At 62.3% G+C, this 26,499-nt stretch carries 23 protein-coding genes; 7 read left to right on the top strand and 16 right to left on the bottom strand.

Translation table 11 applies throughout. The annotated features are described in order from the left end of the window. Positions 1-50 precede the first annotated feature (50 nt). From ACT54B_RS00460 to ACT54B_RS00475, 4 genes are all read left to right on the top strand, one after another. Positions 51-1,013 (top strand): zinc ABC transporter substrate-binding protein, encoded by a 963-nt coding sequence (locus ACT54B_RS00460; RefSeq protein WP_476043436.1) that lies wholly within the window; start codon positions 51-53, stop codon positions 1,011-1,013. Positions 1,014-1,082: 69 nt separating this feature from the next. After that, positions 1,083-2,984 (top strand): O-linked N-acetylglucosamine transferase, SPINDLY family protein, encoded by a 1,902-nt coding sequence (locus ACT54B_RS00465; RefSeq protein ID WP_476042001.1) that lies wholly within the window; start codon positions 1,083-1,085, stop codon positions 2,982-2,984. 124 nt (positions 2,985-3,108) lie between these two features. Further along, positions 3,109-4,605, top strand: a complete 1,497-nt coding sequence (locus tag ACT54B_RS00470; protein WP_476042002.1) for an autotransporter outer membrane beta-barrel domain-containing protein — start codon at positions 3,109-3,111, stop codon at positions 4,603-4,605. Between the two features lie 410 nt (positions 4,606-5,015). Next, a complete protein-coding gene (locus ACT54B_RS00475; RefSeq protein ID WP_476042004.1) occupies positions 5,016-5,321 on the top strand; it encodes a hypothetical protein in 306 nt (101 codons plus the stop codon). 100 nt (positions 5,322-5,421) lie between these two features. Here ACT54B_RS00475 and ACT54B_RS00480 read toward each other — a convergent pair whose 3' ends face one another. The 7 genes from ACT54B_RS00480 to ACT54B_RS00510 form a co-directional block, all read right to left on the bottom strand. Then, complete coding sequence (locus tag ACT54B_RS00480) at positions 5,422-6,558, bottom strand: Gfo/Idh/MocA family protein (RefSeq protein WP_476042006.1); 1,137 nt, start codon at positions 6,556-6,558, stop codon at positions 5,422-5,424. 15 nt (positions 6,559-6,573) lie between these two features. Beyond that, the gene (locus ACT54B_RS00485) at positions 6,574-7,335 is read right to left on the bottom strand and encodes a sugar phosphate isomerase/epimerase family protein (protein ID WP_476042007.1); all 762 of its coding nucleotides are present in this window, start codon (positions 7,333-7,335) and stop codon (positions 6,574-6,576) included. Positions 7,336-7,373: 38 nt separating this feature from the next. Beyond that, complete coding sequence (locus ACT54B_RS00490; protein ID WP_476043438.1) at positions 7,374-9,830, bottom strand: beta-mannosidase; 2,457 nt, start codon at positions 9,828-9,830, stop codon at positions 7,374-7,376. Between the two features lie 10 nt (positions 9,831-9,840). Continuing rightward, positions 9,841-10,929 carry an ABC transporter ATP-binding protein gene (locus ACT54B_RS00495; RefSeq protein ID WP_476042009.1) on the bottom strand — a complete coding sequence of 363 codons (1,089 nt, stop codon included), beginning with the start codon at positions 10,927-10,929 and terminating at the stop codon, positions 9,841-9,843. An 8-nt stretch (positions 10,930-10,937) separates the two neighbouring features. Beyond that, on the bottom strand, positions 10,938-11,849 hold the full coding sequence (locus ACT54B_RS00500; RefSeq protein ID WP_476042011.1) for a carbohydrate ABC transporter permease: 912 nt from the start codon (positions 11,847-11,849) through the stop codon (positions 10,938-10,940). Next, entirely contained in the window at positions 11,842-12,747 is a 906-nt protein-coding gene (locus tag ACT54B_RS00505) for a carbohydrate ABC transporter permease (RefSeq protein ID WP_476042012.1), read from the bottom strand. Before ACT54B_RS00505 ends, ACT54B_RS00500 begins: the two co-directional genes overlap by 8 nt. Before the next feature lie 185 nt (positions 12,748-12,932). Beyond that, entirely contained in the window at positions 12,933-14,168 is a 1,236-nt protein-coding gene (locus ACT54B_RS00510; protein ID WP_476042013.1) for an ABC transporter substrate-binding protein, read from the bottom strand. A gap of 453 nt (positions 14,169-14,621) precedes the next feature. Here ACT54B_RS00510 and ACT54B_RS00515 point away from each other — a divergent pair, with 453 nt between their 5' ends. Continuing rightward, positions 14,622-15,650, top strand: a complete 1,029-nt coding sequence (locus ACT54B_RS00515) for a LacI family transcriptional regulator (protein WP_476042015.1) — start codon at positions 14,622-14,624, stop codon at positions 15,648-15,650. Positions 15,651-15,654: 4 nt separating this feature from the next. Here the strand turns inward: ACT54B_RS00515 and gndA are convergent, their stop codons facing one another. The 5 genes from gndA to ccoG form a co-directional block, all read right to left on the bottom strand. After that, on the bottom strand, positions 15,655-17,094 hold the full coding sequence (gene gndA, locus ACT54B_RS00520; protein WP_476042017.1) for an NADP-dependent phosphogluconate dehydrogenase: 1,440 nt from the start codon (positions 17,092-17,094) through the stop codon (positions 15,655-15,657). Between the two features lie 92 nt (positions 17,095-17,186). Next, the gene (ccoS, locus tag ACT54B_RS00525; RefSeq protein WP_476042018.1) at positions 17,187-17,342 is read right to left on the bottom strand and encodes a cbb3-type cytochrome oxidase assembly protein CcoS; all 156 of its coding nucleotides are present in this window, start codon (positions 17,340-17,342) and stop codon (positions 17,187-17,189) included. Then, positions 17,342-19,642, bottom strand: coding sequence for a cation-translocating P-type ATPase (locus tag ACT54B_RS00530; protein ID WP_476042020.1), 2,301 nt, complete (start codon positions 19,640-19,642; stop codon positions 17,342-17,344). The genes ccoS and ACT54B_RS00530 overlap by 1 nt, the downstream gene beginning before the upstream one ends. Before the next feature lies 1 nt (position 19,643). Next, the gene (locus ACT54B_RS00535) at positions 19,644-20,150 is read right to left on the bottom strand and encodes a FixH family protein (RefSeq protein WP_476042022.1); all 507 of its coding nucleotides are present in this window, start codon (positions 20,148-20,150) and stop codon (positions 19,644-19,646) included. Further along, positions 20,150-21,727, bottom strand: a complete 1,578-nt coding sequence (gene ccoG / locus ACT54B_RS00540) for a cytochrome c oxidase accessory protein CcoG (protein WP_476042024.1) — start codon at positions 21,725-21,727, stop codon at positions 20,150-20,152. Before ccoG ends, ACT54B_RS00535 begins: the two co-directional genes overlap by 1 nt. Positions 21,728-21,866: 139 nt before the next feature. Here ccoG and ACT54B_RS00545 point away from each other — a divergent pair, with 139 nt between their 5' ends. Continuing rightward, complete coding sequence (locus ACT54B_RS00545; RefSeq protein ID WP_476042026.1) at positions 21,867-22,271, top strand: SRPBCC family protein; 405 nt, start codon at positions 21,867-21,869, stop codon at positions 22,269-22,271. A 72-nt stretch (positions 22,272-22,343) separates the two neighbouring features. Here ACT54B_RS00545 and ccoP read toward each other — a convergent pair whose 3' ends face one another. From ccoP to ccoN, 4 genes are read right to left on the bottom strand one after another with little or no spacing between them, the layout of a single operon-like run. Next, on the bottom strand, positions 22,344-23,207 hold the full coding sequence (gene ccoP, locus ACT54B_RS00550) for a cytochrome-c oxidase, cbb3-type subunit III (protein ID WP_476042027.1): 864 nt from the start codon (positions 23,205-23,207) through the stop codon (positions 22,344-22,346). A 3-nt stretch (positions 23,208-23,210) separates the two neighbouring features. Further along, positions 23,211-23,363 (bottom strand): cbb3-type cytochrome c oxidase subunit 3, encoded by a 153-nt coding sequence (locus ACT54B_RS00555; protein ID WP_476042029.1) that lies wholly within the window; start codon positions 23,361-23,363, stop codon positions 23,211-23,213. 13 nt (positions 23,364-23,376) lie between these two features. Beyond that, complete coding sequence (gene ccoO / locus ACT54B_RS00560; protein ID WP_476042031.1) at positions 23,377-24,108, bottom strand: cytochrome-c oxidase, cbb3-type subunit II; 732 nt, start codon at positions 24,106-24,108, stop codon at positions 23,377-23,379. Positions 24,109-24,120: 12 nt separating this feature from the next. Further along, entirely contained in the window at positions 24,121-25,734 is a 1,614-nt protein-coding gene (gene ccoN / locus ACT54B_RS00565; protein ID WP_476042033.1) for a cytochrome-c oxidase, cbb3-type subunit I, read from the bottom strand. A 223-nt stretch (positions 25,735-25,957) separates the two neighbouring features. On the opposite strand from ccoN, the gene ACT54B_RS00570 reads away from it, so the two are divergent. Beyond that, the gene (locus tag ACT54B_RS00570) at positions 25,958-26,440 is read left to right on the top strand and encodes a hemerythrin domain-containing protein (protein WP_476042035.1); all 483 of its coding nucleotides are present in this window, start codon (positions 25,958-25,960) and stop codon (positions 26,438-26,440) included. The last annotated feature ends 59 nt before the right edge of the window (positions 26,441-26,499 follow it).

Consider the following 26,499-nt stretch of genomic DNA (forward strand, 5'->3'; position numbering starts at 1 on the left):
TAGCATAACGCAACGAATGTAATAACATTACATATGGAGACCCGAAGGTGATATCAAGACATTCCGTTTCTGCCGCCGCTTTGACAGCCGCCATCTCTGCCACGCTTTTCCTTTGCGGGCCAGCGCGCGGACAGGAAGCGCCCGTCGTGACTGTTTCGGTCAAGCCACTCCATTCGCTGGTTGCGGCGGTGATGCAAGGGGTGGGTGAACCGAAGCTCATCGTTGGCGGTTCTGCATCGCCGCATACCTACAGCCTGAAGCCTTCCAACGCATCGGACATCGAAAATGCCAAGGTGGTGTTCTGGCTTGGCCCGAATTTCGAGCACTTTCTGGAACAGCCGCTGCAATCTCTGGCCGCCGACGCGGATGTGGTGGCGATGGAAGATGCCCCCGGCGTGACCAAGCTGCCCTTTCGGGAAGGCGGGGCCTTCGAGGCGCACGATGACCATGAACACGAAGGCGAGGCAGCCCATGAGGACCATGACGAGGAAGCCGGATTTGACCTCCACTTCTGGCTCGATCCCCAGAATGCGGCGGCCATGGTGGAGACAATTCGTGACAGGCTGATCAAGGCGGATCCGGCCCATGCAGACCAGTATCGCGCCAATGCTCTGGCGGTGGATGCCAATCTGGATGCATTGGACAGAGAGCTGGCAGACCAGCTTGCCCCGCTGAAGGACAAGCCCTTCATCGTCTTCCACGATGCCTATCAGTATTTCGAGAAGCGCTATGGTCTGAGGGTTGCCGGCTCCATCACCGTCTCGCCGGAAACGCCGCCGGGCGCGGCGCGCGTAGCCGAAATTCATGACAAGATTGCGAGCCTGGGCGCCACCTGCGTCTTCGCCGAACCGCAATTCGAACCGAAACTGATTGCGGTGGTAACGGAAGGGAGCCAGGCAAAATCCGGCACGCTGGACCCCGAGGGCGGCACGCTGACCGAGGGTCCGGACCTCTATTTCACCCTGATGCGCAATCTCGCCGGTTCGCTCGCCGATTGCCTCGGCAAGGCCTAAGGCTCCAGCAAGGCGCAAGGCTCGACGCCTAAGGCTCGTCTCCTGTATTTTAGCAATTGGAGACGAGTCTTGAAGGTCGACAAACGCCTCGGCAAGGCACGCGCATTTCTGGATGCGGGGCGTCCCGCGGAGGCTCTGTCCCTGCTGCAGGCCATGATCGAAACCGATGCCGGCGAGCCGGTGCTTGCCCTTGTCGGGGAGGCGCTGGTCGCCCTCGGTCACCACAGCGCGGCAGCCGATGTTTTCGAAACGGCCGCCGGGCTTGGCGGCGCCGGGGCCGCGTCCCTGACGGCCCGCGCGGCCGAACTGCTGATGCAGATTGGCGAACATGACAAGGCGCAACTAGTTGCCTTGCGGGGCCTGCAGAAATTTCCGGAAGAGCCAGCCCTCGCCTTCGTGCTGATCAACCTGTTCGAAAAAAGCGGCGAGGCCGAGATGGTGAAGGCGCTAAAGCACCGGCTGGTCGCCAGCGACCGGCTGGAGCACCTTCTTCTCGCAAGCCGTTTGCTCGCAGAAGAACCGCATGATCCCGCCAACTATTCCGTTGCCTGCAAGCTGCGGGCTCTCCTGCCCGACGACCCTTATCTCCGGTTCGCCCATCTGGGTATGGCGCGGGACGCCTGCGATTTCCCGACCGTCGAGCGGGAGGAAAAGGCCGTGCGCGCCGACATCGCCCGCAAGGGTGCAGCCGTGCTCGAGGCGGAACAACCGCATCGGGCGGTGATCTGGCTGGAGGACGAAGCGCTGCTGAAGGCAGCCCTTCATATCGATGAACTGAAACCGGCCAGCCCCGAAAGCCGTGACCGTCGTCACAAGGCTCCCCATTCCTGGGCGGACAAGCTCCGGATCGGCTATGTCAGCGGTGATTTCTGGGACGACCATGCCACCATGCGGCTACTCGGCGAAGTCCTGACACTGCACGACCGGCAGCAATTCGAGATCGTCCTGTTCTGCAATACGCCGGACCGATTCCGCGCCTTCGACGGCGGCGGGCGGACGACATGGGGCACTGTCGTGCCCATCGACCGGCTTGACGATCAGGCCGCCGAAGCCCTCATCCGCAGCCGTGGCATCGATATTCTTGTCGACCTGAAGGGTTATACGGCAAACCATCGCTGCGCGCTCTTCAACCGGCAGGCTGCCCCGGTGCAGGTGGCCTGGCTCGGCTTTCCGGGTTCCGCGGTGGGGGTCGATTGCGATTACATTCTGGGCGACCACTTTACCCTGCCGGAAGCGAGCGCCCCCTATTTCCACGAACACTTCTGCCGCCTGCCCGAAACCTACCAGCCGAACGAAACCCTGTTGCGTCCACGTCCGCCGGCCCTTGGCCGCGCCGCACTCGGCCTGCCGGAAAATACCTTCCTGTTCGGCTCCTTCAACAGCCCGAAGAAGCTTACCCCCTACACTCTCGACCTCTGGGCCGCATTGCTGAAGGAGGCTCCCGAGGCCCATCTCGCCGTGATGGCCGAGCCCTCGGTCACAGCGGCCTTCCAACGGCGCGGCATTGCCGGCAGCCGCATCCACCCATTGAAGAAATGCGCCTATGTGGACCATATCGCCCGTGCGCAGGTGGTCGATCTGGCGCTCGACACCTTTCCCTGCAACGGCCATACCACCACGTCGGACATGCTGTGGGCCGGCATTCCCGTCATCACCATGCGGGGACAAACCTTTGCCGGTCGCGTCTCGGAAAGCCTTCTCCACGCCATCGGCCTTGCCGACCTGGTCGCGGAGGATGCGGCCGCTTTCGTCCGCCTTGCCGCTTCTATCGCCCGGTCACCCTCTGGCGCGACCGACCTGAAGGCACGACTGGAAGATAACCGCTTCCGTACGCCCCTGTTCGATGCGGAGCGCTTCTGCCGGCATCTGGAGAATGCCTATCGCCTGATGGCGGACCGCGCCCGTGCGGGCCTGCCCCCGGCCCCGATCGACGTCCCCGCCCTGCCCGCCCGCACCGCGCCTTTCCGCTGAGAACAACCGGCTACACGCGAGAACGGGCGCGCACCTGCAACCGTTAACCTTTCATTAAGCATATACGTGTTAATTTCCAAATATACGAATTTTATTTCTTTCATATAATTGATGGAGCTGTTCGATGACCACTGTTGCAGGCGCCTCCGCGCGCGAAACCATGCTTCGCAATTCCACGCAAATTCTGAAATCCCTTCTGACGGAAACCCCTCCTTTCGAACCGGGTCGCATTCCGACCCTGACCAGTTCCGATTTCGACGAGAACCAGAGCTTCGTCGCCAACATTTCCCGTCTGGTCATGGAACTGCGGGCCAGCAAGGAAGGCGCGGTCGCGCGACCCGCCGTCTCAGCCGGCGCGACCGGCACGGGCCGCACAATGACGGTCGACCGGGCGGAAATCGGCAAGGTCTACGGCACTGCGGGTGCGGACAAGCTGACACTCTCGGGCAACCGGATCGACTATATCAGCGCCGGAGCCGGCGACGACACGATTGCGGTGAAGGCAACCGGCCTTGCCACCGCAAAGCCCGGCCTCGACGCTCTCGACAGCGGCAGTGTCACCCGCATTCACGGAGGCGCGGGCAATGACACGATCACCGTCGATGCCGAGCAGCTGGCCGACACGGTTTATGGCGGCGACGGCGACGACACGTTGAAGGTTACGGCTTCCTATGCGTCTGAAATTGCTGGCGGCGAGGGCAATGACAAGGTTACGGTCAACGCCTATGTGGTCGAGCATGTCGACGGCAATGCCGGCGACGACGAGATCGCCATCACGGCCAGGATGGATCAATCGCTGGACCAGATTCTGAAGGATACGACGCGCAGCGGCACCGTCACCGACGTCACCGGCGGTTTCGGTGATGACGGGATTACCATCAAGGCGGATGGCCGGATCCTCGGGGTCGACGCGGGACGCGGCAATGACCGCATCACGGCGGAGTCCGGGGATTTCATTTCCGACGTGTTCGCAGGCAGCGGCGACGACAGGGTCACGCTGACATCAGGCGAACACACATCTCATGTCGATCTGGGTTCCGGCAATGACCAGCTGCAAATTGATGCAAAGCGTATCTGGGATGTCTATGGCGGCTATGGCGATGACGAAATGTCGATGAGTGGCGAGGTCGTCATGGACATCAATGGCGGCGCAGGAAACGATACGATCACGATAACGGGCAATCCGTCCCAACGTGGCTTCGGTGGTGTTTACGGCGTTCTCGGCGGCGCGGGCAATGATACGATCACCATTACGGCGGACAGGATAGGCGATATAGTGGGCGGCAGGGGCAATGATAACTTTGTCCTGCATGCGCGGGACAGCAAGGGCGCTATTGGATTGATTTTCGCCGAGGGCGATGGTCATGACACCATCACCACCACGAATGATCTCTCCATCTCGCGCTATTCTCCCGACGCCACGAAGGAGATCGGCCTGAGCGATGCCACGCTGACGAAAACGGGCGACGACACCTGGGACCTGACCTTCAAGGGCAGCCGCGACCGGATCACGCTGGTGCACAAGGAGCCCGGCATGGCGTCCGGCACTCATGTGCCCGTCATCGACGGCAGCACCATCCGCTGGAAGCCCGATCCGTCCTACAAGAAGCCCGGGGCCTGAACATCTGGCGGGTCAGGCGCGCTATCCTCGCCGTGACTGGCCCTTGCCCCGGCCTCCGTGCCGGGGACCGGCTGTTTTCCGGACCTGCGGGAGTGTAACCCGCAGTCGCCCGGAATAAATCTAATAAAGAATTGACTGATATTTTGCTTCTGCTAACCTCTCCTTCAGGATGCGGGCAAAATCTCGCATCCCGGGGCTTAGAAAACCTCGCTATCCCATGGTCGCATCTTGAAAGATGCGTCCCGAACCTTTTAGCTTTCCTGCCTATCGGCCGGGAGGCCCCGGTCATGTCCAGAACTTCGGTTTAAAAGCCGGGGCGGCCGTTGGATAGCGGTTTTTCTAGCTCCCGGTCACCGGTCGCCTCCTGTGGCTTCCGGTGACTTCACTCTGTCGAGAGGGGGAAGAAACCGATGGATCCCACGGAAATCTATATGGTATCGCCGGACTGGATCAAGGCGCTGATGATCGTCACGCCCTGTCTGACGGTGTTTGGCTGCGTTTACATGATCTGCACCCGCTGGCCCCGCCGAAAGGCCGCTTTACCGGCATCTGCGCCGTCCGACGCCGCAAATGCCGAGTCATTGCTCTACGCCGACCCTGCGGCGCGTCAGCAAGCCGGTCAGTGGCTGCTGCAAGGCCTCGAACAGGCATTGCTCGAAGGGCGGCGGGCCGAAAACCGGGAGCCGGAAACACTGCCAGCCGCTGTGGACATCTGACGCCGCCGCCGCAAGATTCGACCGGGCATTTGCAGCCTCCGGCGATTTTGCATGCCGAGAAAGGGGCGCATCCCCAGGGATAATGCGCCCTTACCTCGGGTTACTTCAGCAGGGCCTGCGCTTCGGCAATGCCCAGCGCCGCTGGCTGCGTGCACGTTGTCGTCATCTCGACGAAACGGCCTTCCGCGCCCGATTTCAAAATCGACGTCATGACATCCACGCCATGCAAGGTGCGATCCAGCGAGCAGCGAGCATCACGGCCCGTCTCCAGAGCCGCGACCATGTCGGCAAGACCGGCCGTGCGGTAGTTGGCAAGCGGCCCGAGGTGAAGATGATCCTGGTTGAACCGGCCGAAAGGATGGTCCCACGGATCGAGAGTCCGCGTCTCGGCGCCAGCGGCCGTAACCTCCAGCTTGCCGCCAAAGAAGTTGGGGTCCGGCACGAAGATCGAGCCTTCCGTGCCGTAGAGCTCCATATTGGCGTGGCGATGCGCCCAGACATCCCAGCTTGCCGAGAGGGTAATGGTCGCTCCGCTCTGGAATTCGAGAAGCGCGTGGATGTTGGTCGGGGTCTTGACCGGGATGACCTCGCCCTTGCGCGGCTCACTGGAGATGGTACGGCTCTCGCGCGCCATGTTGGTGAGGGCTGCCACCCGCTTCACCGGGCCGATCAGGTTGATCAGGTTGGCGATATAATAGGGCCCCATGTCGAGGATCGGCCCACCGCCCGGCAGGAAGAAGAAGTCCGGGCTCGGATGCCACATTTCCATGCCGGGACCCATCACATGGCAGGTGCCCGACGTGATCTTGCCGACGCCGCCCGCATCTATGAACCGACGCGCCTGCTGATGCGCCCCGCCGAGGAACGTATCCGGCGCGCAGCCCACCGCCAGGCCCTTCGCGGTGGCGATGCGGCGGAGATCCTCCCCCTCCTCCAGCGAAAGCACCAGCGGCTTTTCCGAATAGGCGTGCTTGCCAGCCTCGAGAATCCGCTTCGTCACCGCATAATGGGCATCGGGAATGGTGAGGTTGACGATCACGTCGATCTCGTCATTGGCCAACAATTCGTCGATCGTCTGGGCGCGCACGCCATATTCCGCCGCGCGGGCCTCTGCCGCTGCCGGGTTCAGGTCGGCGCAGGCCCGCACCTCCAGCCCCTTGAAGAGCGGCGCCAGCGAGAAATAGGTGGTCGAGATGTTGCCGCATCCGATGATGCCGACGCCATAGGTCTTGGTCATGGTATTTTACCCTGTTCAGAAGGACTGGAAGGCTGCGATGGAGCGCGTCGCGAAGCGCTTGAGATCGTTGGGATTGTCATGTTCCATGATGAAATGACGGGCGGGCGTTTTCCTCAAGGCCGGCATGAGCTTTGCCCAGGGGACGATGCCGTCGCCCACGTCCGCCCAGCCGTCCTCGTCCGCCTTCTCGCCGGCAGGCGCGATGTCCTTCACATGCACGGAGGTGATGCGATCCCCCATCCGCTCGATCCATTCGAAGGGATCGGCCCCGCCGCGAACGATCCAGGCAATGTCCGCTTCCCAGGAAAGCGAGGGACCGCCCTTGAAGAGATGCTCCTGCGCGGTCGTTCCATCCTCGAAACGTACGAATTCGAAATCGTGATTGTGCCAGCCGTAATCCAGCCCGGCGTTGACCAGCGGCGCGCCGGCCTTTTCCAGCCGCCGCCCCAGCTCGAACCACCCTTTCGCGCTCGTCGGGCGATGCTCCGGCGGCAGCCAGGGGCAATAGGCGCTCTCGAACCCCAGCGCCCGGGCAATCTCGATGGCGCGAGAGGGATTGCTCTCCAGAATGTCGAGGGAGAAATGTCCGGTCGGCATGGCCAGACCATGGCGGTCGAGATCGGCCCGCAGGGCGGAGAGCTCCCCGTCATTCATGCCTTCATAGATGAAGCCGAAGCCTTCCACCTCGGCATAGCCGGCGGAAGCGAGCGTGGCGAAGACATCGGAAAAAGGCTGGAAGTTGCGGGCGCTATAGAGCTGGAAACTGGCTTTGGTCATTGTTCTGTCCTTGGGTCATCTCGGGAGCGAAAGGATGGTCAGGCGGCACTCGCCGCCTGGCTGGAATAGAGGTCGTGAAGGGTGAAGGCGGGGACCGCGCCTTCACGGAGATCGTCGGGCGTGAAGCGGATGCGCTGCGTTTCGCCGGCGGCGAGATCGAAAAGATTGGTGCTGAACCGACCCGGACTATCGCTCTCCACCATGACGAAGAGCGCCAGTCCCCTTGCGGTGACATCCAAGACCCAGCTCCCATCCTCGTCCCGAGCGGCGGTTGCGGCCAGCCCGGAGGGCTGGAGATCGAGCGCCTTCCAGGTCTCGGCCACCAGATGGCCCTCCCCGGTCATGCCGTTCGATGCGGTGAATTGCCATGCCAGCACGCAATCCTCGGGCAGCTTTGCGCGATGCAGGAAGCCCAGTTCCAGCGCTTGGTCGGTCGGGCATTCTCGGGACATTTCGCCAAGCGGCAGCCGTTCGCCGGAAAGGGTCAGGGCGAAAAGCCTGGCCGTAATCCGGACGGGCCGGTCCGTATCGTTGATCATGGTGAAGCGGAACCCGCCCTCCTCCGGCACGCCGGCCAGATGCACCGGCTGGAAAAAGCGTTTCGCCGCATGGTGCAGTGCCTTCCAGCCGCCGCCGTGATCGAGGCTCGCCCAGGAGGCGACCGGCCAAGTATCGTTGAGCTGCCAGTAGAGCGTGCCCATGCAATGGGGCTTCAGCGACCGCCAATAGTCCACCGCCGTCTGGATCGCCACCGCCTGCTGCACCTGGCTGAGGTAGACGAAACTGCGGAAATTCACCGGGAATCGGAAGTAGCGGAAGAGCGTGCCCGCGATCCGTTCGTTGCCGCCCTTGTTTTTCTGGTGCCGTTCCATCGCCGGCGAGGCGATGTTGAGATCCTTCTCCTCGGCAAAGCGGCGGATGACCGGCATGGACGTATAGGACTGGAAGCCGAATTCCGAGCAGAAGCGCGGCTTGACGCTGCGGTAGTGGTCGAAGCTTTTGTTCTCGTGCCAGACGGACCAGAAATGCATGTCGCCCGATCCGTCCGCATGCCAGGCATCGCCGTAATCGAGATAGCCGGAGGCCGGGCTCGAAGGCCACCAGATCGCATCCGGCGCCGCCGTCTTCATCGCCGTCTCGATGGTCCGGTTCAGCCGGTCATAGGAAACGAGGTAGCGGTCGCGGTTCTTGCGCGACACCTCGAACCAGGTCAGCGCTCCGACGAGTTCGTTATCGCCGCACCAGAGCACGATCGAAGGATGGGTGACGAGCCGGCGCACCTGATGATCCACCTCCGCCCGCACATTCTCCAGAAAGTCGGGCGTCGAAGGATAGAGATTGCAGGCAAACATGAAGTCCTGCCAAACCATGAGGCCCAGCCGGTCGCAGATCTCGTAGAACCAGTCCGCCTCATAGAAGCCGCCGCCCCAGATGCGGATCATGTTCATGTTGGCATCGACGGTCGAACGCAGCAGCGCCTCGGTCTTTTCGGGGCTGGTGCGGGAAAAGAGGGCGTCGGCGGGTATCCAGTTCGCTCCCTTGCAGAAGATTTCCCGGCCATTGACGGCAAGAGCGAAGCGGCTGCCTGCGGCATCGGGCGTGGTGATCAGGTCCACATGCCGGAAGCCGATCTCTCTCTGCACCGTCTCTCCCCCGGCGGTCACGTAAAGGGGCGTCAGCGGCTGTGGGCCGGAGCCCGCGGGCCACCAGAGGTCAGGCTTCTCGACCGTGAAGACATGGGTAAGGATGGTCTCGCCGACGGCAAGCTGGACATCGAGCGTGACGCTCTCCTCCCCCAGCGTCAATGTCACCGGCGCGTGACCGGCTTCCGCAGCGTAAGTCGTCACCGAAACCGTGAGGAAAACGCGGCCATCCGCCTGAAATTGCTGGGCTGTGGTGACATGCTCGATGCGGCAGGGATCGAGCCGCTTCAGCGCCACCGTGCCATAGAGACCGAGCGGCGCGAGCGCGATATTCCAGTCCCAGCCGAAATGGCACTGGGGCTTCCTCAGCATGTTGCCATAGGGGATCGGCGAATTCATCTCCAGCCACGGCACGTCGAAGGGCTGCGCCGCATGACGCTTCCGGCCCTCCTCGATGCTCGAAGGAAAGGTGAAGCGGATGCGGTTTTCACCGGGCTGCAGGGCGGCGCTCACATCGGGGCGGTAGCGGCGGAAGCAGTTGTCGGCCTCGAGCACGACCGTGCCATTGAGGCTCACCGTCGCGACGGTGTCCACACTGTCGAGATCGAGATACCAGTGGCCGGAGACCTCAGGCAGGGTGAAGACCCGTTCGATGATCCAGCCGGTTTCGGCCACCCACTGCACCCGCTTCTCGTTATCGCCGTGATAGGGATCGGGAATGATGCCCGCCGCCTCCAGCGCCGAATGCACGTCGCCGGGAATGGTGATTTGGGCTTCATGCCGCCCGTCCACCGAGGCAAGGCGCCAGCGGCCCGCAAGGTCCAGATGTGTCACCGGGAAGTGATGATCCATCGCCACGGCCTCAGATCCGGAGTTCCGTGGCGGCATCGAAGAGCGAGGCCATGCTCATGTCGAAGGACAGGCGCACCGGCGTGCCGGCCTTGAAGCGGCGCGCCCCGTTGACGCGTACCGAGAGGACGTGCCCGTCGAGCTTCAGCCAGAGCAGGTTATCGGCCCCCATCGGCTCTTCGATATCGACCACCGCCTCCCGGACAGGATCGCCCTCCCGCTCTTCGTTGACACGGATATGCTCCGGCCGCACGCCGAGCACAACGGCGCGGCCGGGTGCCAGTGCCTCGCTTGCGCGATAGGCATCGAGCGGCAGCCGCGCGCTGCCCGTCTCAAAGAAGGCGTGGCCGTCCACCACGGATATCGCCCCTTTCAGGAAGTTCATCGACGGCGAGCCGATGAAGCCGGCCACGAAGAGGTTCTTGGGCGCGTGATAGATCACGTCGGGCGTATCGAGCTGCTGGATCACGCCGTTCTTCATGATCGCGATACGGTCGGCCAGCGTCAGGGCCTCGATCTGGTCATGGGTAACGTAGATCATCGTGTTCTTCAGCGACTGGTGCAGGCGCTTGAGTTCCACGCGCAGCTCCGCCCTGAGCTTGGCGTCGAGGTTGGAGAGCGGCTCGTCGAAGAGGAACACGTCCACGTCCCGGACGAGCGCCCGGCCGATGGCAACCCGCTGCCGCTGGCCGCCGGAAAGCTCCGCCGGCTTGCGCTTCAGAAGCGGCCCGATCTGCAGGATCTCCGCGGCGCGCGCCACGCGCTTCTCGATTTCCGGCTTTGCCATGCCGGCAATACGCAGCCCGAAGGAGAGGTTCTTTTCGACCGTCATTTGCGGATAGAGCGCGTAGGACTGGAAGACCATGCCGATGCCCCGATCCTTGGGCTCCAGCCAGGTGACGTTCCGCCCCTTGATGAAGATCTGTCCGTCGGTCGGCTCCAGAAGGCCTGCGATGCAGTTGAGCAGCGTCGATTTTCCGCAGCCCGACGAGCCGAGCAGCACGAGGAATTCGCCATCGGCAATATCGAGATCGAGCGCCTTCAGCACGCTCACCGCGCCGAAATCGAGGGACAGGTTCTTGATGGATACGCTGGTATTCATGGATAAATTCAGCCCTTCACTGCGCCTGCGGCAATGCCGCGCACGAAATATCTGCCGGACAGGAAATAGACGGCGAGCGGCACGGCCCCGGTGAGGATGGTGGCGGCCATGTTGACGTTGTATTCCTTCACGCCCTGCACGGAATTGACGATGTTGTTGAGCTGCACCGTCATCGGGTAGTAGTCCGGCTTGGTGAAGACGACGCCGAAAAGGAAGTCGTTCCAGATGCCCGTCACCTGCAGGATCATCGCGACCACCATGATCGGGATCGCCATGGGCAGCATGATGTGGACATAAATGCCCCAGAAGCCCGCCCCATCTACGCGCGCTGCCTTGAAGAGCTCGGGCGGAAGCGCGGTGAAATAGTTGCGGAAGAGCAGCGTGAGGATCGGCATGCCAAAGACGGTATGCACCACGATCAGCCCGGAAAGACTGCCATAGAGGCCCATGGTCCGGAGAATGATCACCATCGGATAGAGCATCACCTGATAGGGGATGAAGGCGCCGATGATGAGGATGGTAAAGAAGAGATCCGAGCCCTTGAAGCGCCAGTTGGAGAGCGCATAGCCATTGACCGAGGCCACCACGATGGAAACCAGCACGCTCGGTATGGTGATGATCACCGAATTCCAGAAGCCGCGCGAGAGGCCGTCGCAATTCAGGCCCGTGCAGGCCTGCGACCAGGCCTTCACCCAGGGTTCGAAGGTGACTTCAACAGGCGGCGAGAAGATATTGCCAAGCCGGATTTCCGGCATGCCCTTCAACGACGTGACGATCATCACGTAGAGCGGCAGGACATAGTAGAAGGCGGCAACGAGCAGCAGGCCGTAGATAACGATGCGGCGCGGTGAAAGCAGGCTCTTCGGTCGGCGGCCCTGAGGCCCTTCGAGCGCAACCGGGTGAATGGCGGCCTCAGCCATGGCGGCGCCCTCCTGAAAATTCGAGATAGGCCCAGGGCACCACCAGAACGGCGACCGAAAGCAGCATCATGGTGGAAGCGGCAAAGCCCTGACCGAGATTCTGGGCGTAAAACATGTTCTGGTAGACATATTTGGCTGGCACTTCCGAGGAGATGCCGGGCCCGCCGCCGGTCTGCGCAACCACGAGATCATAGACCTTGACGATGCCGGCGCCGATCAGCACCAGCGCGGTGATGAAGACCGGCCGCATCATGGGAATGATGATGAAGACATAGGTCTTCCAGGCAGGAATGCCGTCGACGCGCGATGCCTTCCAGATATCCTCGTCGATCCCCCTGAGGCCTGCCAGCATGATGCACATGATGAGCCCCGTGCCCTGCCAGAGCGCTGCGATCAGGATGCCGTAGATGACGATCTCCTGGTCATAGAGGGGGTCGAAGGTGAAGCTTTCGAAGCCAAGGCTGCGCACCACGTGCTGCACGCCAAAATCCGGGTTGAGGATCCACTGCCAGACAAGGCCCGTGACGATGAAGGACAGCGCGTAGGGATAGAGGAAGATGGTGCGGAAGGTGTTTTCGAAGCGGATTTTCTGGTCCATCAGCGCCGCGAGCACGAAACCCATGGCAAGCGAGAAGATCAGCATGAAAATCCCGTAGACCAACAGGTTCTCGACGGAAACGAGCCAGCGCTCGTTCGCCCAGAGGCGCCGATATTGATCGAGCCCTACGAAATTCAGCTTCGGCAGCAGTTTGGAATTGGTGAAGGAATAGACGACCGTCCAGGCCGTGCCGCCGACGAAAACGACGAGCGCCGTCAGGATCATCGGCAGGCTTGCGATTTTGGCGGCGGCATAGCGGAACATTGGGTTTCCACGCGCGCCAGGGCCGGGTTCGTTCATGAGACCTCCCCTGTCATGACATCGGGACCGCCCCCTGAAGCCAGGATGCAGGCGATCCGGTTTCCCGATAGGCGGGCCGAGCGGAGAAGGCCGGGGAAAGGGCTCCCCGCCTTCTGCCGCCGGCCCGGCCGGTCGGAGCGGCCGGCCATGGCGGTCAGGCCGATCCACATCCGACGGTCAGGCGGTCAATCCGCCTGCGCGATGATATCGGCGAAGCGTTTCTGCCCTTCTTCGGGTGTCATGGAAGGGGTGTTCCAGAACTGCACGATGACGTCCTGCAACTGATTGGTCGTATCGGGCGAAAGCGTCATCGTGCTGTCGGGCAGCACATTGCCCTTGGCGAGAATGTCGAGACCCTTCTTCATGCAGTCATTGGCCGCATTGAGATCCACGTCGCCACGCACGGGAACAGAGCCCTTCTTCAGGTTGAAGGCGACCTGCGTTTCCTTGGAGAGCATGACGGACGCAAGCTGCAGCTGTGCCTTGGTCTTTTCCGGGTCGCTGAGCTTCGGGAAGTAGAAGGCATCACCCCCGGTGGAGATGATCTCGTTCACGCCCAGACCGGGAAGGCAGGTGTAATCCTTGCCAGCCGTCTGGCCCGCCACCTGGAACTCGCCCTGCGCCCAGTCGCCCATGATCTGCGCGGCAGCCTTGCCAGTTATGACCATGTTGGTGGCCTGGTTCCAGTCCTGGACCTTGGTATCCTTAGACCATTCGCGGGCCTTGGCGGCAGCCGCCCAGACCTTGCCGAATTCGGGGCTCATCGCCGCTTCGGCATTCTTTTCCACATAGACCTTCTTCCAGGTGTCGATGCCGGCGAGCGCAATCGCCATCACGTCGAAGGCACCCTTGGACTGCCAGCTCTGGCCACCGACGGCGAGCGGCACGATGCCGGCCTTTTCAAGCGCGGGAACCGCCTTTTCGAATTCGTACCAGTCCTTCGGCACGGGCACGCCCGCCTTCTCGAAGGCGGCATTGGAAAGCCACATCCACTGCCAGGAGTGGATGTTGATCGGCGCGCAATAGACCTTGCCGTCCTTGGTGCAGGCATCGAGCAGCGAGGCCGGGCGGATGATATCTTTCCAGTGCTCCTGATCGGCGACGTCCGTCAGGTCCTGCAGGAGGCCGGCCTCGATGAGCTCCTCGGCCTGTCGACCGTGGTTGAACTGGGTGGCAGCCATGGGGTCACCCCCGGTGATGCGGCTGATCATGATCGGACGGGCCGTATCGCCGCCGCCGGCAATCGCGCCATCCACCCATTTATTGCCTGTCGCATCAAAGGCTTTCGCAAGTTCTGCAACCGCCGCGGCCTCCCCGCCGGACGTCCACCAATGCGTGACTTCAAGATCGACGGCATGCGCAGCCCCGACGGGGAGCAGCACGCTCGCGGCGAGAATGGCCGCGGTGAAACGGATTGTCATTGAGTTCCTCCCGAACTGTAACGTTGCCGTAAAAAGCTAGGCGAAAGCGCATCATGACGCAACGGGTGCGTCCAAAAAATATTGCTGCACCAAACTATACATCTTAAGAGCGCATCCCCGCCTCGGTCACCGACAGGCAGGATTACGACAAAGGCTGTTGTCCATGCGGCATCAAGCTTCTGATTTTCCAAACTATATCGTTGCAGCACACCGTTGGTGATCACCATGGTCACCACTAACGCGTCAGTTGTTCTCGCAATGCACCAGAGAACGGCGCTGCATTGCAACCACGGCGCTTATCCACAATTGCCCTCGACAAATCTACTGTATCGTTACAGTAATTATTCGATGGAACGATGCAGTCGACCTCCAGTTTCCAGATGGGGCAAATTCGGATAGACGAAGAGAAGAAGCGGACTTTCATCGACAAGGTCCGGTGAGGCAGGGAATGAGATGCGTGACGGCGGGGACTTGAAGGATGGGGCGCGGGAACGGCCGACGCTGAAGACCATCGCCTTCATGACGGGACTGGGGATTACCACCGTATCGCGGGCGCTCAAGGATGCGCCCGATATCGGCGCGGATACGAAGGAACGCGTGCGGCTCGTGGCGCGCCAGATCGGCTACCAGCCGAACCGCGCCGGTGTACGCCTGAGAACCGGCAAGACCAATGTGATCGCGCTCGTGCTCTCCATCGAGGAAGAGCTGATGGGCTTCACCAACCACATGGTGTTCGGCATTTCCGAGGTGCTGACGGGCACACCCTATCACCTCGTCATCACGCCCCATGCCTCGGCGCGCGATCCGATGGTGCCGATCCGCTATATTCTCGACACCGGGTCTGCGGACGGCGTGATCATCTCGCGCACGGAACCCAACGATCCCCGCGTGGCCCTGATGGAAGAGCGTGGCATGCCTTTCGCCACCCATGGGCGCACCAACATGGGGATCGTGCATCCCTTTCACGACTATGACAACGAAACCTTTGCCCGCGAGGCCGTGCGCCGCCTCGTCGCACGGGGACGCAAAAACATCGCCATCATCCTGCCCGATGCGCAACTGTCCTATACGAACCACAGCATCAAGGGATACAGGGACGGGCTATCGCTCTATCAGGCCAAACCTGTGCTGTTCGACAGCGTCACGGTGGAGTCTCCCCTCACGGCGATCCATGATGCGACCCGGGCTTTGATGTCCGGGCCGAATGCACCGGATGGGCTGATCTCCATGGCAGGCGGTTGCACCATTGCCATGGTTGCGGGCCTCGAAGCGGCCGGCAAGACGCTCGGCCGCGACGTGGATCTGGTTTCCAAGCAGAATTCCGATCTGCTGAAATGGATCCGCCCCGAAATCATCGCTGCCAACGAGGATATCCGCGCCGCCGGCATGGAACTGGCCCGCGCCGTTCTCGCCAGCATTGGCGGGGCAGCGCCGGAAAGCCTCCAGACCCTCTATCAGCCGAGCTTTGCCGACGACGTCTGAAGCGTCAGAGGTTGGCGAAATCCTGCAATCCGCTCCCCCAGGGACCGTGGTGGAAATCCCGCCCGTCGATGCGGTCGAAACCATGCGCGCCGAAGAAATCCCGCTGCGCCTGGATGAGATTGGCCGTGCCCCGCGCCTGCCGGTAGGCATCGAAATAGCCGAGCGCCGAGGAAAGCGCGGGAACCGGAAGGCCTGAAGCCACGGCAGCGGCCACCACGCGCCGGAGCGACGGCAGAGACTGCTTCAGCATCTCGGCAAAGGCCGGCGTGAGGATGAGGTTCGGCGCATCGGGCATGGCCGTGAAGGCCTTGGTGATCTCGTCCAGGAACTGCGAGCGGATGATGCAGCCCGCCCGCCAGATGCGGGCAATGGTGGGCATGGGCAGGTTCCAGCCGAATTCGCGCGACGCTTCCGCCATGACGGCAAAACCCTGCGCATAGGCGCCGATCTTGGCTGCGAAGAGCGCAAGCTCGAGATCTTCGGTCAGGCCCGGCCCGCCGGACAGCGTGAATTCCGCATGCCCGCCGCCAAAGACTGCCGCCGCCGCCTCCCGCTCGGCCTTCTGGGAAGACAGGCTGCGCGCCGCGACGGCCGCCTCGATGGCGGTCGCGGGAATGCCCATCTGCTGCGCCTCGATGACAGACCACTTGCCCGTGCCCTTCTGGCCGGCCTTGTCGAGGATCATGTCCACCATGGCCCCGCCAGACAGGGGATCCTTGGCGGACAACACGCCGGCGGTGATCTCGATCAGGTAGGAATTCAGCCGTCCCCGATTCCACCCGTCGAAAGTCTCCGCGATCGCAGCCGCCGGCTTGCCGAGACCGTCGCGGAAGATGCCGTAGATTTCGGCGATCATCTGCATGTCAGCATATTCGATGCCGTTGTGGATCGTCTTGACGAAATGCCCTGCCCCGTCGGTGCCCAGCCAGGCCGCGCAGGGTTCGCCATCGAAGCGGGCGGCAATGGATGTGAGCACCGGTTCGACCCGCTTCCAGCTTTCTTCCGTGCCGCCGACCATGATCGAGGGACCGTGCCGCGCGCCTTCCTCGCCGCCGGAAACGCCCATGCCGATAAAGGTCAGGCTCGTATCCTTCAGCCGGGCAAAGCGGGCCATCGTATCGCGGAAATTGGCATTGCCCGCATCGATCATGATGTCGCCCGCCTGGAGATATTCCTGAAGCGCGGTCATCTGCTGGTCGACGGGATCGCCCGCCTTGATCATGATGATGATCGGTCGGGGCGGACGGATGGCGGCGACGAACGCCTCCATCGTATGGCAGGGAACGATCCGGTCGGCCAGATCGCCCGCCGAGGCCATGAAGGCGTCGGTGGCAGCCCCGGTGCGGTTAAAGACGGCAATCCGGTTGCCCTTTTCCGCAATGTTGAGCGCCAGGTTCGAACCCATGACACCAAGGCCGATCAGACCGATTTCCGCTGCTTCCATATCCGCGACTCCCGTTTGCTGTCGCGGATAGTTGTTGCACCGGAAAGAGCCATGGACAAGCGAGGAATTAGACTTTGGTCAAGTCCCGGCCGTCAGACCTCCGGCTTGTCGTTGCCATCGTCGAGCGCGCGCCAGGCCGCCCCGTCCAGGTCTTCATACTGGCCGGATTTCAACGACCAGAGGAAGCCGGCAAGACCGAGCCCTCCCATGAACAGCGCAACCGGAATGAGGATCAGCAGATTGCTCATCAGGCAAACCTCGCGCCCTGGACGTCCGGATCGTTGACGGCCTTTTCGTCCCGGATCGGGCTCTCGCCCTGGGCAAGCCGGTTGAGACGCAGCGCATTGAGCACCACGATCATCGACGAGGTGGACATGGCAATCGAAGCGACGAGCGGCGTGGCGTAACCGGCAATGGCGATCGGAACAGCCAGAACGTTATAGCCGATGGCCAGCGCGAAGTTTTCGCGGATCAGCCGCCCGGCCCGACGCGAGATCTCGATGGCGAGAGGCACGGCGTCAAGGCCCTCCCGCAGGAACACGAAATCGGCGGCCTGCCGGCCGATATCCGCAGCCGTGGCAGGCGCCATGGAGACATGCGCGGCGGCCAGCGCCGGCGCGTCGTTGATCCCGTCGCCGACCATCAGCACCTTGTGGCCGGACCTCGACGCGTCCGCGCAATAGTCGGCCTTGTCGCGCGGCGAAAGCGCGGCGCGCCAGTCGGCGATGCCGAGGCGGGCGGCAAGATCCTTCACCACAGGCGCGCGGTCGCCGGAGAGAACCACGGTCTGGAATCCCTGCTGCGCCAGAGCCGAGACGGCCTTCTGGGCGCCGGGACGCGGCATGTCTTCGAAGCGGAAGATTTCAAGCGGGCGATGATCGAGGGAGAGCACCACTTCAGAGGCAATTTCACCCCGGGCGCCCTGCTCCTCTGTCTCGTTGCAGGCAAAGCGGCGATTGCCGAGCCGATAAATCCCCTCTGCGGCAACCGCTTCCAGCCCCTCTCCCGGTCTTTCCGAGACATCGGTGAAATCGCGGGCCGAGGAGGCGGCGGAAACCAGCGCGCGGCTGAGCGGATGGCGTGAATGGAGCGCAAGACCCGCTGCGATTTCCAGCGCTTCCGGCCGGGTCTCGCCCCGGTTGGTGAGGCGCGGACGTCCGGAGGTCAGTGTCCCGGTCTTGTCGAAAAGCACGCTGTCGATCTCGGCCAGCCGCTCCATGGCAGAGCCTTCCTTGACCATGATGCCGTTCTGGAACAGACGGCCTGCGGCCACGACCTGCACCACCGGCACGGCAAGGCCGAGCGCGCAGGGGCAGGTGATGATCAGCACCGAGGTGGCGATCAGCATGGCCTGCTTCCAGTCTCCGCCGAAAATGCCCCAGCCGAGGAAGGAGAGAAGCGCCAGAAGATGCACGGCCGGCGAATAATACTGGGCGGCACGATCGGCGATCCGGCGATAGCGGGCGCGCCCGCCTTCGGCGGCCTCCATCAGGCCGATGATCTCAGACAGGAAACTGTCGCGCGCCGTCGCCGTGGCTTCCAGTACCAGCGAACCGGTGAGGCTGAGGGTACCCGCCTGCAACGCGCTGCCCGCGCCCGCCGGCACCGGCGCGCTCTCGCCATTGACGATGGACATGTCGATATCGGAAAGACCGGCAATGACCTTGCCGTCGACGGGAATGCGGTCTCCGGCGGCAATCGCCACCCGGTCGCCGGGGCGGATATCCTCGACGGGCCGGTATTCACGGCTGCCGTCCGCGTTGATCACGGTGGCGCCCCGCGGCGAAAGCCGGGCAAGGCCCGTAATCGCCGACCGCGCCTTGTCGCGCATGACGTGATCGAGCGTACGGCCGATCAGCAGGAAAAACAGCAGCGACACGGTCGCATCGAACCAGGCATGCGGGCCGTGATGGATCGTTTCCCACAGCGACATGGCATAGGAAAGCGTGATCGCCAGCGAGATCGGCACATCCATGTTGGTGCGGCCATGCTTCAGCGCACTCCAAGCGGAGCGGTAGAAGAAGCGCCCCGCAAAGATCAGCACAGGCCCGGCGATGAGGCCGGAAATCCAGTGGAAGAGGTCGCGCGTCGCATCGGACGCCCCGGACCAGACCGAGACGGACAGCAGCATGATGTTCGCGGCGGCAAAGCCCGAGATGGCCACGGCGCGGATCAGCTCGTTGCGATAGGCATCGTTCACTTCTTCCGCACTCGAAAAGAGATGGGCATCGTAGCCCGTGGCCGCGATGCGACGGACGAGCGAGACCGGATCGGTACGCTCGCTCCCCTCCTCCGCCTTCCAGACGAAGGAAACGCGCTTGGTGGAAAGATTGACACGCGCCCGCGTTACCAGCGGGTCCGCCTTGAGCGCACCCTCGATTGTGACGATGCAGGTTCCGCAATGGACACCCGGTACGGACAGATCGGTCTGGCGCAGCCCGTTGCCGAGATCGCGGCTCGCAAGCCACAATTCCTCGGATGTGGGCAGACCGTGACTGATCTTCTCGTAGTCCAGGGCACCTTCGGTTCCGGGCGCGCAGCAGCTCATGTCACTTCACTCCGTCGACCATCACCCGGACGGCCTCATGCATCACCACCGCATCGCCCTTGAAGGCTTCGGCCTCGACAATCCACTGACCGGCCAGCACGGGATGTGCTCCCCGGAACGTGCCGTTGCCGGTATCGGCGAGCTCCAGCTGGAAATCCTGGTGATCGCCGACCGGGCGGCGGAAGGTCAGGAGAACGCGGGTCGCGATCTCCCCTTCCGCCTTCGGCGCCGTGAGCTGGTAAGCGATGGCATTGTCCTTGACGGTCAGCGCGCCCTTGACGCCGGAGGCCTCGATCTTGCGGGACAGCGCTGCCTTGGTGTTGAACTCCTGGCTGGCCACATAGGTGTTCTCCGCCACCAGCCCGCTCCAGCTCGACCGGGCGAACCAGGCCATGGTGAGGTTGACGGCGATGATCGTTCCGAAGAACAGCACCATGACCAGCGCCATGTGGCGGCCCGTGAAAACGAAGCCCTCCGGCTTTCCGGTTTCGCTCGGATTCATGCTCATTATTTGGCCTCCGGAAGGGTGAAGGTGGTTTCAACGACATCGCGTTCATGGCCCGGCTTGTCTTCTAGGATAAACCGGAACTCGCCGGATTCGCCAGCCGTCTTGCCGGGCGGCAGGGTGACGAAGACCTTCATCGGCTCGGTCTTGTCTGGATCGGCCTCGAAGGCGAAGGACCGGCCTTCCGTCTCGGACAGCGAGGGGATTTTGACGGTGGCATCGGGCAGCCCGTCGATGGAGAGCACCATCGGCCGCTTTTCCGGGATCATGTTCAGCACCTTCAGCATGTAGCCGTTGCGGATCGACCCGTCGGCTTCCAGCACGAATTGCGGGTTGCGATCCTTGAGCACGTTGAGCTCCAGGCGATCGCGGGAAAGCAGCGCCACCAGAAGCGCGACACCGACAGCCGACCACGCACCGAAATAGATCAGCGTGCGCAGGCGGAAGATCACGCGCCAGTCGAAATGGCGGATCTTGTCGTTGAACTTGCCGTTTTCGTCCCGGATGTTTCGCGGGTTGATCGGCGTTGCGCCATTGCCGGTCGCCAGCGCCATGTTCGCGTCATACTCATTCAGCGTTGCATAGTGGATGAGGCCGCGTTCCAGGCCGAGCTTGTCCATGACGCCGTCGCAGGCATCGATGCAGAGGGCGCAGGTGATGCATTCGAGTTGCTGCCCGTCGCGAATGTCGATCCCCATGGGACAGACGGCCACGCAGGCATTGCAATCCACGCAATCGCCCATGACCTCGCCGGCCGCAGCAGCCTTCTTGGAGTGCCGGCCGCGCGGCTCGCCGCGCCAGTCATTATAGGTCACGACCAGGGAGTGTTCGTCGAGCATCGCCGCCTGAATACGCGGCCAGGGGCACATGTAGGTGCAGACCTGCTCACGCATCAGGCCACCGAAGACATAGGTGGTGGCCGTCAGGACGGCGACGGTCATATAGGCGATGGGGGCGGCTTGACCGGTTACGAAATCGAAGCCCAGGGTCGGCGCATCGGCAAAATAGAAGATCCAGGCGCCGCCCGTGGCGACCCCGATGGCCAGCCAGATGGCGTGCTTGACCACTCGCTTCCAGATCTTGTCGAGGCTCCAGGGTGCGCTGTCGAGCTTGATGCGGGCATTGCGGTCTCCCTCGATGGCCCGCTCGACCACGAGGAACAGATCCACCCAAACGGTCTGCGGACAGGTATAGCCGCACCAGGCGCGCCCGACCGCAGAGGTAATCAGGAACAGCCCGAAGCCCGCCATGACGAGCAAGCCCGCGACAAAGAAGAATTCCTGGGGCCAGATCTCGATAAAGAAGAAGTAGAAACGGCGATTGGCGATATCGACCAGCACCGCCTGGTCGGGCGCAAACGGGCCACGATCCCAGCGAATCCAGGGCGTCAGGTAATAGATGCCGAGGGTGATCAGCATGACCAGCCACTTGAACTGCCGGAACCGTCCCGAAGCACGCTTCGGATGGATCTTCTTGCGGGCTTCGTAAAGCGGCTTTCTCACTTTGGCCGAATTGACGGGGCTCGCCTCCAGGCGCTCCACCTCCTCCGGCTTCAGCTTGGGATCGGTGTAGAGATTCATCGCATTTCACCCTTGTTTTACGTGTGAATCTCTTCCCACTTCCCACTCCCCGCTGCCTTGACTTAAATCAAGCAGCGGCGAAGCGTCGCGACCGGCCGGAACGCCGCCGCTGGCGGAGCGAACAGGAGAAGAAATTCCGATGAAAACCCACCCTGTCAGGCTCATTCACCTCACTATCTCGCGCGACTGGCGCGAAGTTTACGCCCTAGTCGCCACACCGGAGGAGATGCCCCGCTGGGCGGAAGGCCTGTCCGCGACAATGCGCCGCGATGGACGGGATTATGTGGCGGATGGCGGGCCAATCGGCGCGATCCGCCTGCGTTTTGCGGAACAGAACCCATTCGGCGTCGTGGATCACACGGTCACCTTCGAGGATGGGCGGCAGTTCTACAATGCGCTGAGAGTACAGCCGAACGGCGACGGTGCCGAGGTGATTTTCACGCTGCTCCGGATGGACGGCACCGCAGACGAGGATTTCGAACGGGACGCGGCTGCGGTCGCCAACGATCTGGCGCGACTGAAGCGTCTCTGCGAATCGGCATGAAAAAACCGCGGCATCCCGGGGGATGCCGCGGCTCCGATGAAGCAGGGGCAGGCAAGCCTGCCCCTGTCTTTATTATTCCCCGCCGCCCAGCTGGTGGACGTAAACGGCCAGCTGCTTGACGGTGGCATCGCCGAGGCGCGCACCCCAGGCCGGCATCACACCATGCTTCGGATGAGAAACCTGGCCGGCGATCTCGGCTTCGCCATTGACCTTGAGCCAGATGGCATCGGCAAGGTTCGGCGCACCCATTTCGCGATTGCCCTGGGCATTGTCGCCATGGCAAGCCGCGCAGTTTTCAGCGAAGACCTGCTTGCCGGGCTCGACCAGAGCCTGGTCGGAGGCCTTGCCGGTCAGGCTGACCACATAGGCTGCCACCTGCTTGATCTGCTCCGGCTGGAGCACATCGGCAAAGGCCGGCATTTCGGAGGTCCGGGTGTCCGCATCCTGGGCGTAGCGAATGCCGTGGGTGAGCGTGGTGTAGATGTCTTCCACCTTGCCGCCCCAGAGCCATTCGTTGTCGTTCAGGTTCGGGAAGCCCTTGCCACCGGCTGCGCCCGAGCCATGGCACGGCGCGCAGTTGTTCTTGAAGGCAGCGGCCCCGCCGGCCACGGCGAACTCGGTCAGAGCCTTGTCCTTGGCGATATCGCCCACCGGCGTAGCAGCGATCTTGTCGAGCGTTGCCTTCTGCGCGGCCTTGGCGGCATCGAGTTCGGCGGTCAGCGACGCACGGCTCGAGAAGCCGGACGTGCCCTTGGTATTGCCGGTCAGCAGCGGGATCGACGGGTAGACGACGCAATAGCCGATCGCCCAGAGAATGGTCGCATAGAAGGTATAGACCCACCAACGCGGCATGGGGTTGTTGAGTTCGCGAATGCCATCCCACTCATGGCCAGTGGTGGAGACGCCACTGATTTCGTCGACGTGTTTTTCTGCCATCTTTCAATCCTCCTTGAGAGGGATATTTGCGGCCTCGTCGGCCTGTCTCTTGCCGCCCGGACGAAGGGTGAAGCCGATGACCCCCACGAAGAAGAGGGCCATCGCCAGCAGTCCCCAGCTATCCGCGAATTGGCGCATGGCTGTGTAGGTTTCCATCTCGCGCCTCCTCTTACCGGTAACCGGATTCGTCGTTGTAGCTGGAGTAATCCACCAGCGTGCCGAGCATCTGGAGATAGGCGACGAGTGCGTCCATCTCGGTCAACTTGGCAGGATCGCCGTCGAAATCGCCAACCTTGGCTTTGGGATAGCGGGCCAGAAGAGCGGTGGTATCCGCGTTCGGATCAGCCTGGGCCTTGAGATCGGCGTCGGCATTGTCGAGGTCTTCCTGGCTGTAGGGCACGCCCACTTCGGTGTTCGCCGTCAGATCAGCCTTGATGTTGGCTATCTTCAGCGGCGTTTCCTTCAGGAAGGAATAGCTCGGCATGATCGATTCCGGCACCACGTCGCGCGGCTCGGTCAGATGCTGGACGTGCCACTCGTTGGAGTACTTGTCGCCCACGCGGGCGAGATCCGGACCCGTGCGCTTCGAACCCCACTGGAACGGATGGTCGAACATCGACTCCGCGGCCAGCGAGTAGTGACCGTACCGTTCCACTTCATCGCGGAACGGGCGGATCATCTGGCTGTGGCAGACATAGCAGCCTTCACGGATGTAGATGTTGCGGCCGGCGAGCTCCAGCGGCGAATAGGGCCGCATGCCGTCGACCTTCTCGATCGTGTTCTGCAGGTAGAACAGCGGAGCGATTTCCACGATGCCGCCGATGGTCACGACCAGCAGGGAGCAGACCAGGAGGAGGGTCGCGTTCCGTTCGATATATTGATGCTTGTCAAGAATGGACATGGATCCACCTCCTTATTCAGCGGGCTGCAGGGTCGGGACGGAGCCGGCAATCGGGGCTTCGTTCCGCTTGTAGCCACGGATGGTCATGTAGACGTTGTAGGCCATGACGAGGCCGCCAACGAGGTAGAGGGCGCCACCGACGGCACGCAGCACATAGTAGGGGAACATGGCCTTGACCGATTCGGCGAAGGAGTAGACCAGGAAGCCCTGGCTGTCATATTCGCGCCACATCAGGCCCTGCTGGATACCGGCAACCCACAGAACGGCCGCGTAGATCACGATGCCGAGGGTGGCCAGCCAGAAGTGCCAGTTCACCAGACGCTGGCTGTAGAGACCATCGCGGTTCCACAGCTTCGGTACGAGGTAGTAGATCGCGCCGAACGTGATCATGCCAACCCAGCCGAGAGCGCCGGAGTGAACGTGACCGATGGTCCATTCGGTATAGTGGCTGAGCGAGTTCACAGCCTTGATGGACATCATCGGACCTTCGAAGGTCGACATGCCGTAGAAGGCGATGGCGATGATCATCATGCGGATGACCGGGTCGGTACGGATCTTGTCCCATGCGCCGGACAGCGTCATCAGACCGTTGATCATGCCACCCCAGGACGGCATCCAGAGCATCACGGAGAACACCATGCCGAGGGTCTGTGCCCAATCCGGCAGCGCGGTGTAGTGCAGGTGGTGCGGACCGGCCCAGATATACATGAAGATCAGGGCCCAGAAGTGGATGATCGACAGGCGGTAGGAATAGACCGGACGGCCAGCCTGCTTCGGAACGAAGTAGTACATCATGCCGAGGAAGCCGGCAGTCAGGAAGAAGCCGACGGCATTATGGCCATACCACCACTGGGTCAGCGCATCCTGCACGCCGGAGAACAGCGAATAGCTCTTCGAACCGAGGAAGGAGACCGGGATCGCCAGGTTGTTGACGATATGCAGCATGGCAATGGTGACGATGAAGGACAGGTAGAACCAGTTGGCCACGTAGATGTGGGGTTCCTTGCGCTTCAGGATCGTGCCGAGGAAGGCCAGCAGATAGGCGACCCAGACGATGGTGATCCACAGGTCGACATACCATTCCGGCTCGGCATATTCACGGCCCTGGGTAATACCCAGCACATAGCCGGTGGCGGCCATGACGATGAAGAGCTGGTAGCCCCAGAACACGAACCAGCCGAGCGAACCGCCGAACAGGCGGGCGCGACAGGTGCGCTGGACCACGTAGAACGAGGTCGCGATCAGTGCGTTGCCGCCGAAGGCGAAAATCACAGCAGACGTATGGAGCGGACGCAGACGCCCGAAATTGAGATAGGGCTCGATGTTGAGGTCCGGGAAGGCCAGCTGCAAGGCAACGACCACGCCGACCAGGAAGCCGACGACACCCCAGAAGGTGGTGGCGATCACGCCATAGCGTACGACCTCATCGAAATATTCGGATTCGGACGGAGCCTGTCCGGCAGTCTTGAAGTTGATGCGGCGAAGCATGAGGATGAAGCCGATGGCCAGAGTGACCGCCAGCACACCCATGTGCGCCTGGAACAGGCTGTCCTGCGCGAATGCTGCCCCAAGCACCGCCAGAAACACGCCCACTCCTATGAGAATGGTTTCAATCGTGTAGTTCATTGTTGGAATCCCCCAACGTCTTTGCTGATGATCCGCAAGGCCGGTTGCGACGCTAAAGGCTCGCGAATCCACTTTTGCGTCGTTGCACGTTTCGCACTCCAGCCCGTCCCCAGCCTTGATCTGAATCAAGGCGAAGCAGGGTGCGGGCGTAATAAAGCCTAGTTCAGGATGGGGGAGACCGCCCCTCTTTGCCGGTGGCGGTTCCACCAGGGGAAAGAAGATCATGGAAGCACGCGATACAAGCTGGGATCCGGCAGCGGCCGTCGGCACGGCCAGACGCGAAACGCCATCGATCGCTGCCATGATGACCTCCCAGAACGAACAGCTCGCCCTGTGCCGGGAACTCGAAGATATCGCCGACAGTCTTCCGGCCAGCGTGAACCGGCAGAAGTGCATTTTCGCCGCCCAGGCCCTGGGCGCTCTGATGAAGCGCAGCCATTCTTATGAAGAGGATGTTTTCTTCCCCTGGCTCGCTCGGCAGCAGGAAGCGAATAGCGAACTCGCCGCCATTCTCGAGCGGCTGAAATACGAACATTTCGAGGATGAGTGCTTTGCCGAGGAACTGGCTGAAGTGCTGATGAAGCTCGGCCGCGGCGATCCGGTCAATATGGAAGCCGCCGGCTACATGTTCCGGGGCTTTTTCGAAGCGCGCCGGCGACACATCGCCTTCGAGCGCGACCATCTTCTGTCTTTCATCCGGCCCTGATTGCCGGACAGGATCCAAAGGAAAAAGGGCAGTCGACCGGATCGGTCGCCTGCCCTTTT

The organism is Gellertiella sp. DMC107, assembly GCF_056313605.1.

What these genes read in the sequence shown, in the direction of transcription:
- ACT54B_RS00470 (WP_476042002.1), top strand. Translation starts at nt 3,109, where the DNA reads ATGACCACTGTTGCAGGCGCCTCCGCGCGCGAAACCATGCTTCGCAAT.
- ACT54B_RS00475 (WP_476042004.1), top strand. Translation starts at nt 5,016, where the DNA reads ATGGATCCCACGGAAATCTATATGGTATCGCCGGACTGGATCAAGGCG.
- ACT54B_RS00480 (WP_476042006.1), bottom strand. Translation starts at nt 6,558, where the DNA reads ATGACCAAGACCTATGGCGTCGGCATCATCGGATGCGGCAACATCTCG.
- ACT54B_RS00485 (WP_476042007.1), bottom strand. Translation starts at nt 7,335, where the DNA reads ATGACCAAAGCCAGTTTCCAGCTCTATAGCGCCCGCAACTTCCAGCCT.
- ACT54B_RS00490 (WP_476043438.1), bottom strand. Translation starts at nt 9,830, where the DNA reads ATGGATCATCACTTCCCGGTGACACATCTGGACCTTGCGGGCCGCTGG.
- ACT54B_RS00495 (WP_476042009.1), bottom strand. Translation starts at nt 10,929, where the DNA reads ATGAATACCAGCGTATCCATCAAGAACCTGTCCCTCGATTTCGGCGCG.
- ACT54B_RS00500 (WP_476042011.1), bottom strand. Translation starts at nt 11,849, where the DNA reads ATGGCTGAGGCCGCCATTCACCCGGTTGCGCTCGAAGGGCCTCAGGGC.
- ACT54B_RS00505 (WP_476042012.1), bottom strand. Translation starts at nt 12,747, where the DNA reads ATGAACGAACCCGGCCCTGGCGCGCGTGGAAACCCAATGTTCCGCTAT.
- ACT54B_RS00510 (WP_476042013.1), bottom strand. Translation starts at nt 14,168, where the DNA reads ATGACAATCCGTTTCACCGCGGCCATTCTCGCCGCGAGCGTGCTGCTC.
- ACT54B_RS00515 (WP_476042015.1), top strand. Translation starts at nt 14,622, where the DNA reads ATGCGTGACGGCGGGGACTTGAAGGATGGGGCGCGGGAACGGCCGACG.
- gndA (WP_476042017.1), bottom strand. Translation starts at nt 17,094, where the DNA reads ATGGAAGCAGCGGAAATCGGTCTGATCGGCCTTGGTGTCATGGGTTCG.
- ccoS (WP_476042018.1), bottom strand. Translation starts at nt 17,342, where the DNA reads ATGAGCAATCTGCTGATCCTCATTCCGGTTGCGCTGTTCATGGGAGGG.
- ACT54B_RS00530 (WP_476042020.1), bottom strand. Translation starts at nt 19,642, where the DNA reads ATGAGCTGCTGCGCGCCCGGAACCGAAGGTGCCCTGGACTACGAGAAG.
- ACT54B_RS00535 (WP_476042022.1), bottom strand. Translation starts at nt 20,150, where the DNA reads ATGAGCATGAATCCGAGCGAAACCGGAAAGCCGGAGGGCTTCGTTTTC.
- ccoG (WP_476042024.1), bottom strand. Translation starts at nt 21,727, where the DNA reads ATGAATCTCTACACCGATCCCAAGCTGAAGCCGGAGGAGGTGGAGCGC.
- ACT54B_RS00545 (WP_476042026.1), top strand. Translation starts at nt 21,867, where the DNA reads ATGAAAACCCACCCTGTCAGGCTCATTCACCTCACTATCTCGCGCGAC.
- ccoP (WP_476042027.1), bottom strand. Translation starts at nt 23,207, where the DNA reads ATGGCAGAAAAACACGTCGACGAAATCAGTGGCGTCTCCACCACTGGC.
- ACT54B_RS00555 (WP_476042029.1), bottom strand. Translation starts at nt 23,363, where the DNA reads ATGGAAACCTACACAGCCATGCGCCAATTCGCGGATAGCTGGGGACTG.
- ccoO (WP_476042031.1), bottom strand. Translation starts at nt 24,108, where the DNA reads ATGTCCATTCTTGACAAGCATCAATATATCGAACGGAACGCGACCCTC.
- ccoN (WP_476042033.1), bottom strand. Translation starts at nt 25,734, where the DNA reads ATGAACTACACGATTGAAACCATTCTCATAGGAGTGGGCGTGTTTCTG.
- ACT54B_RS00570 (WP_476042035.1), top strand. Translation starts at nt 25,958, where the DNA reads ATGGAAGCACGCGATACAAGCTGGGATCCGGCAGCGGCCGTCGGCACG.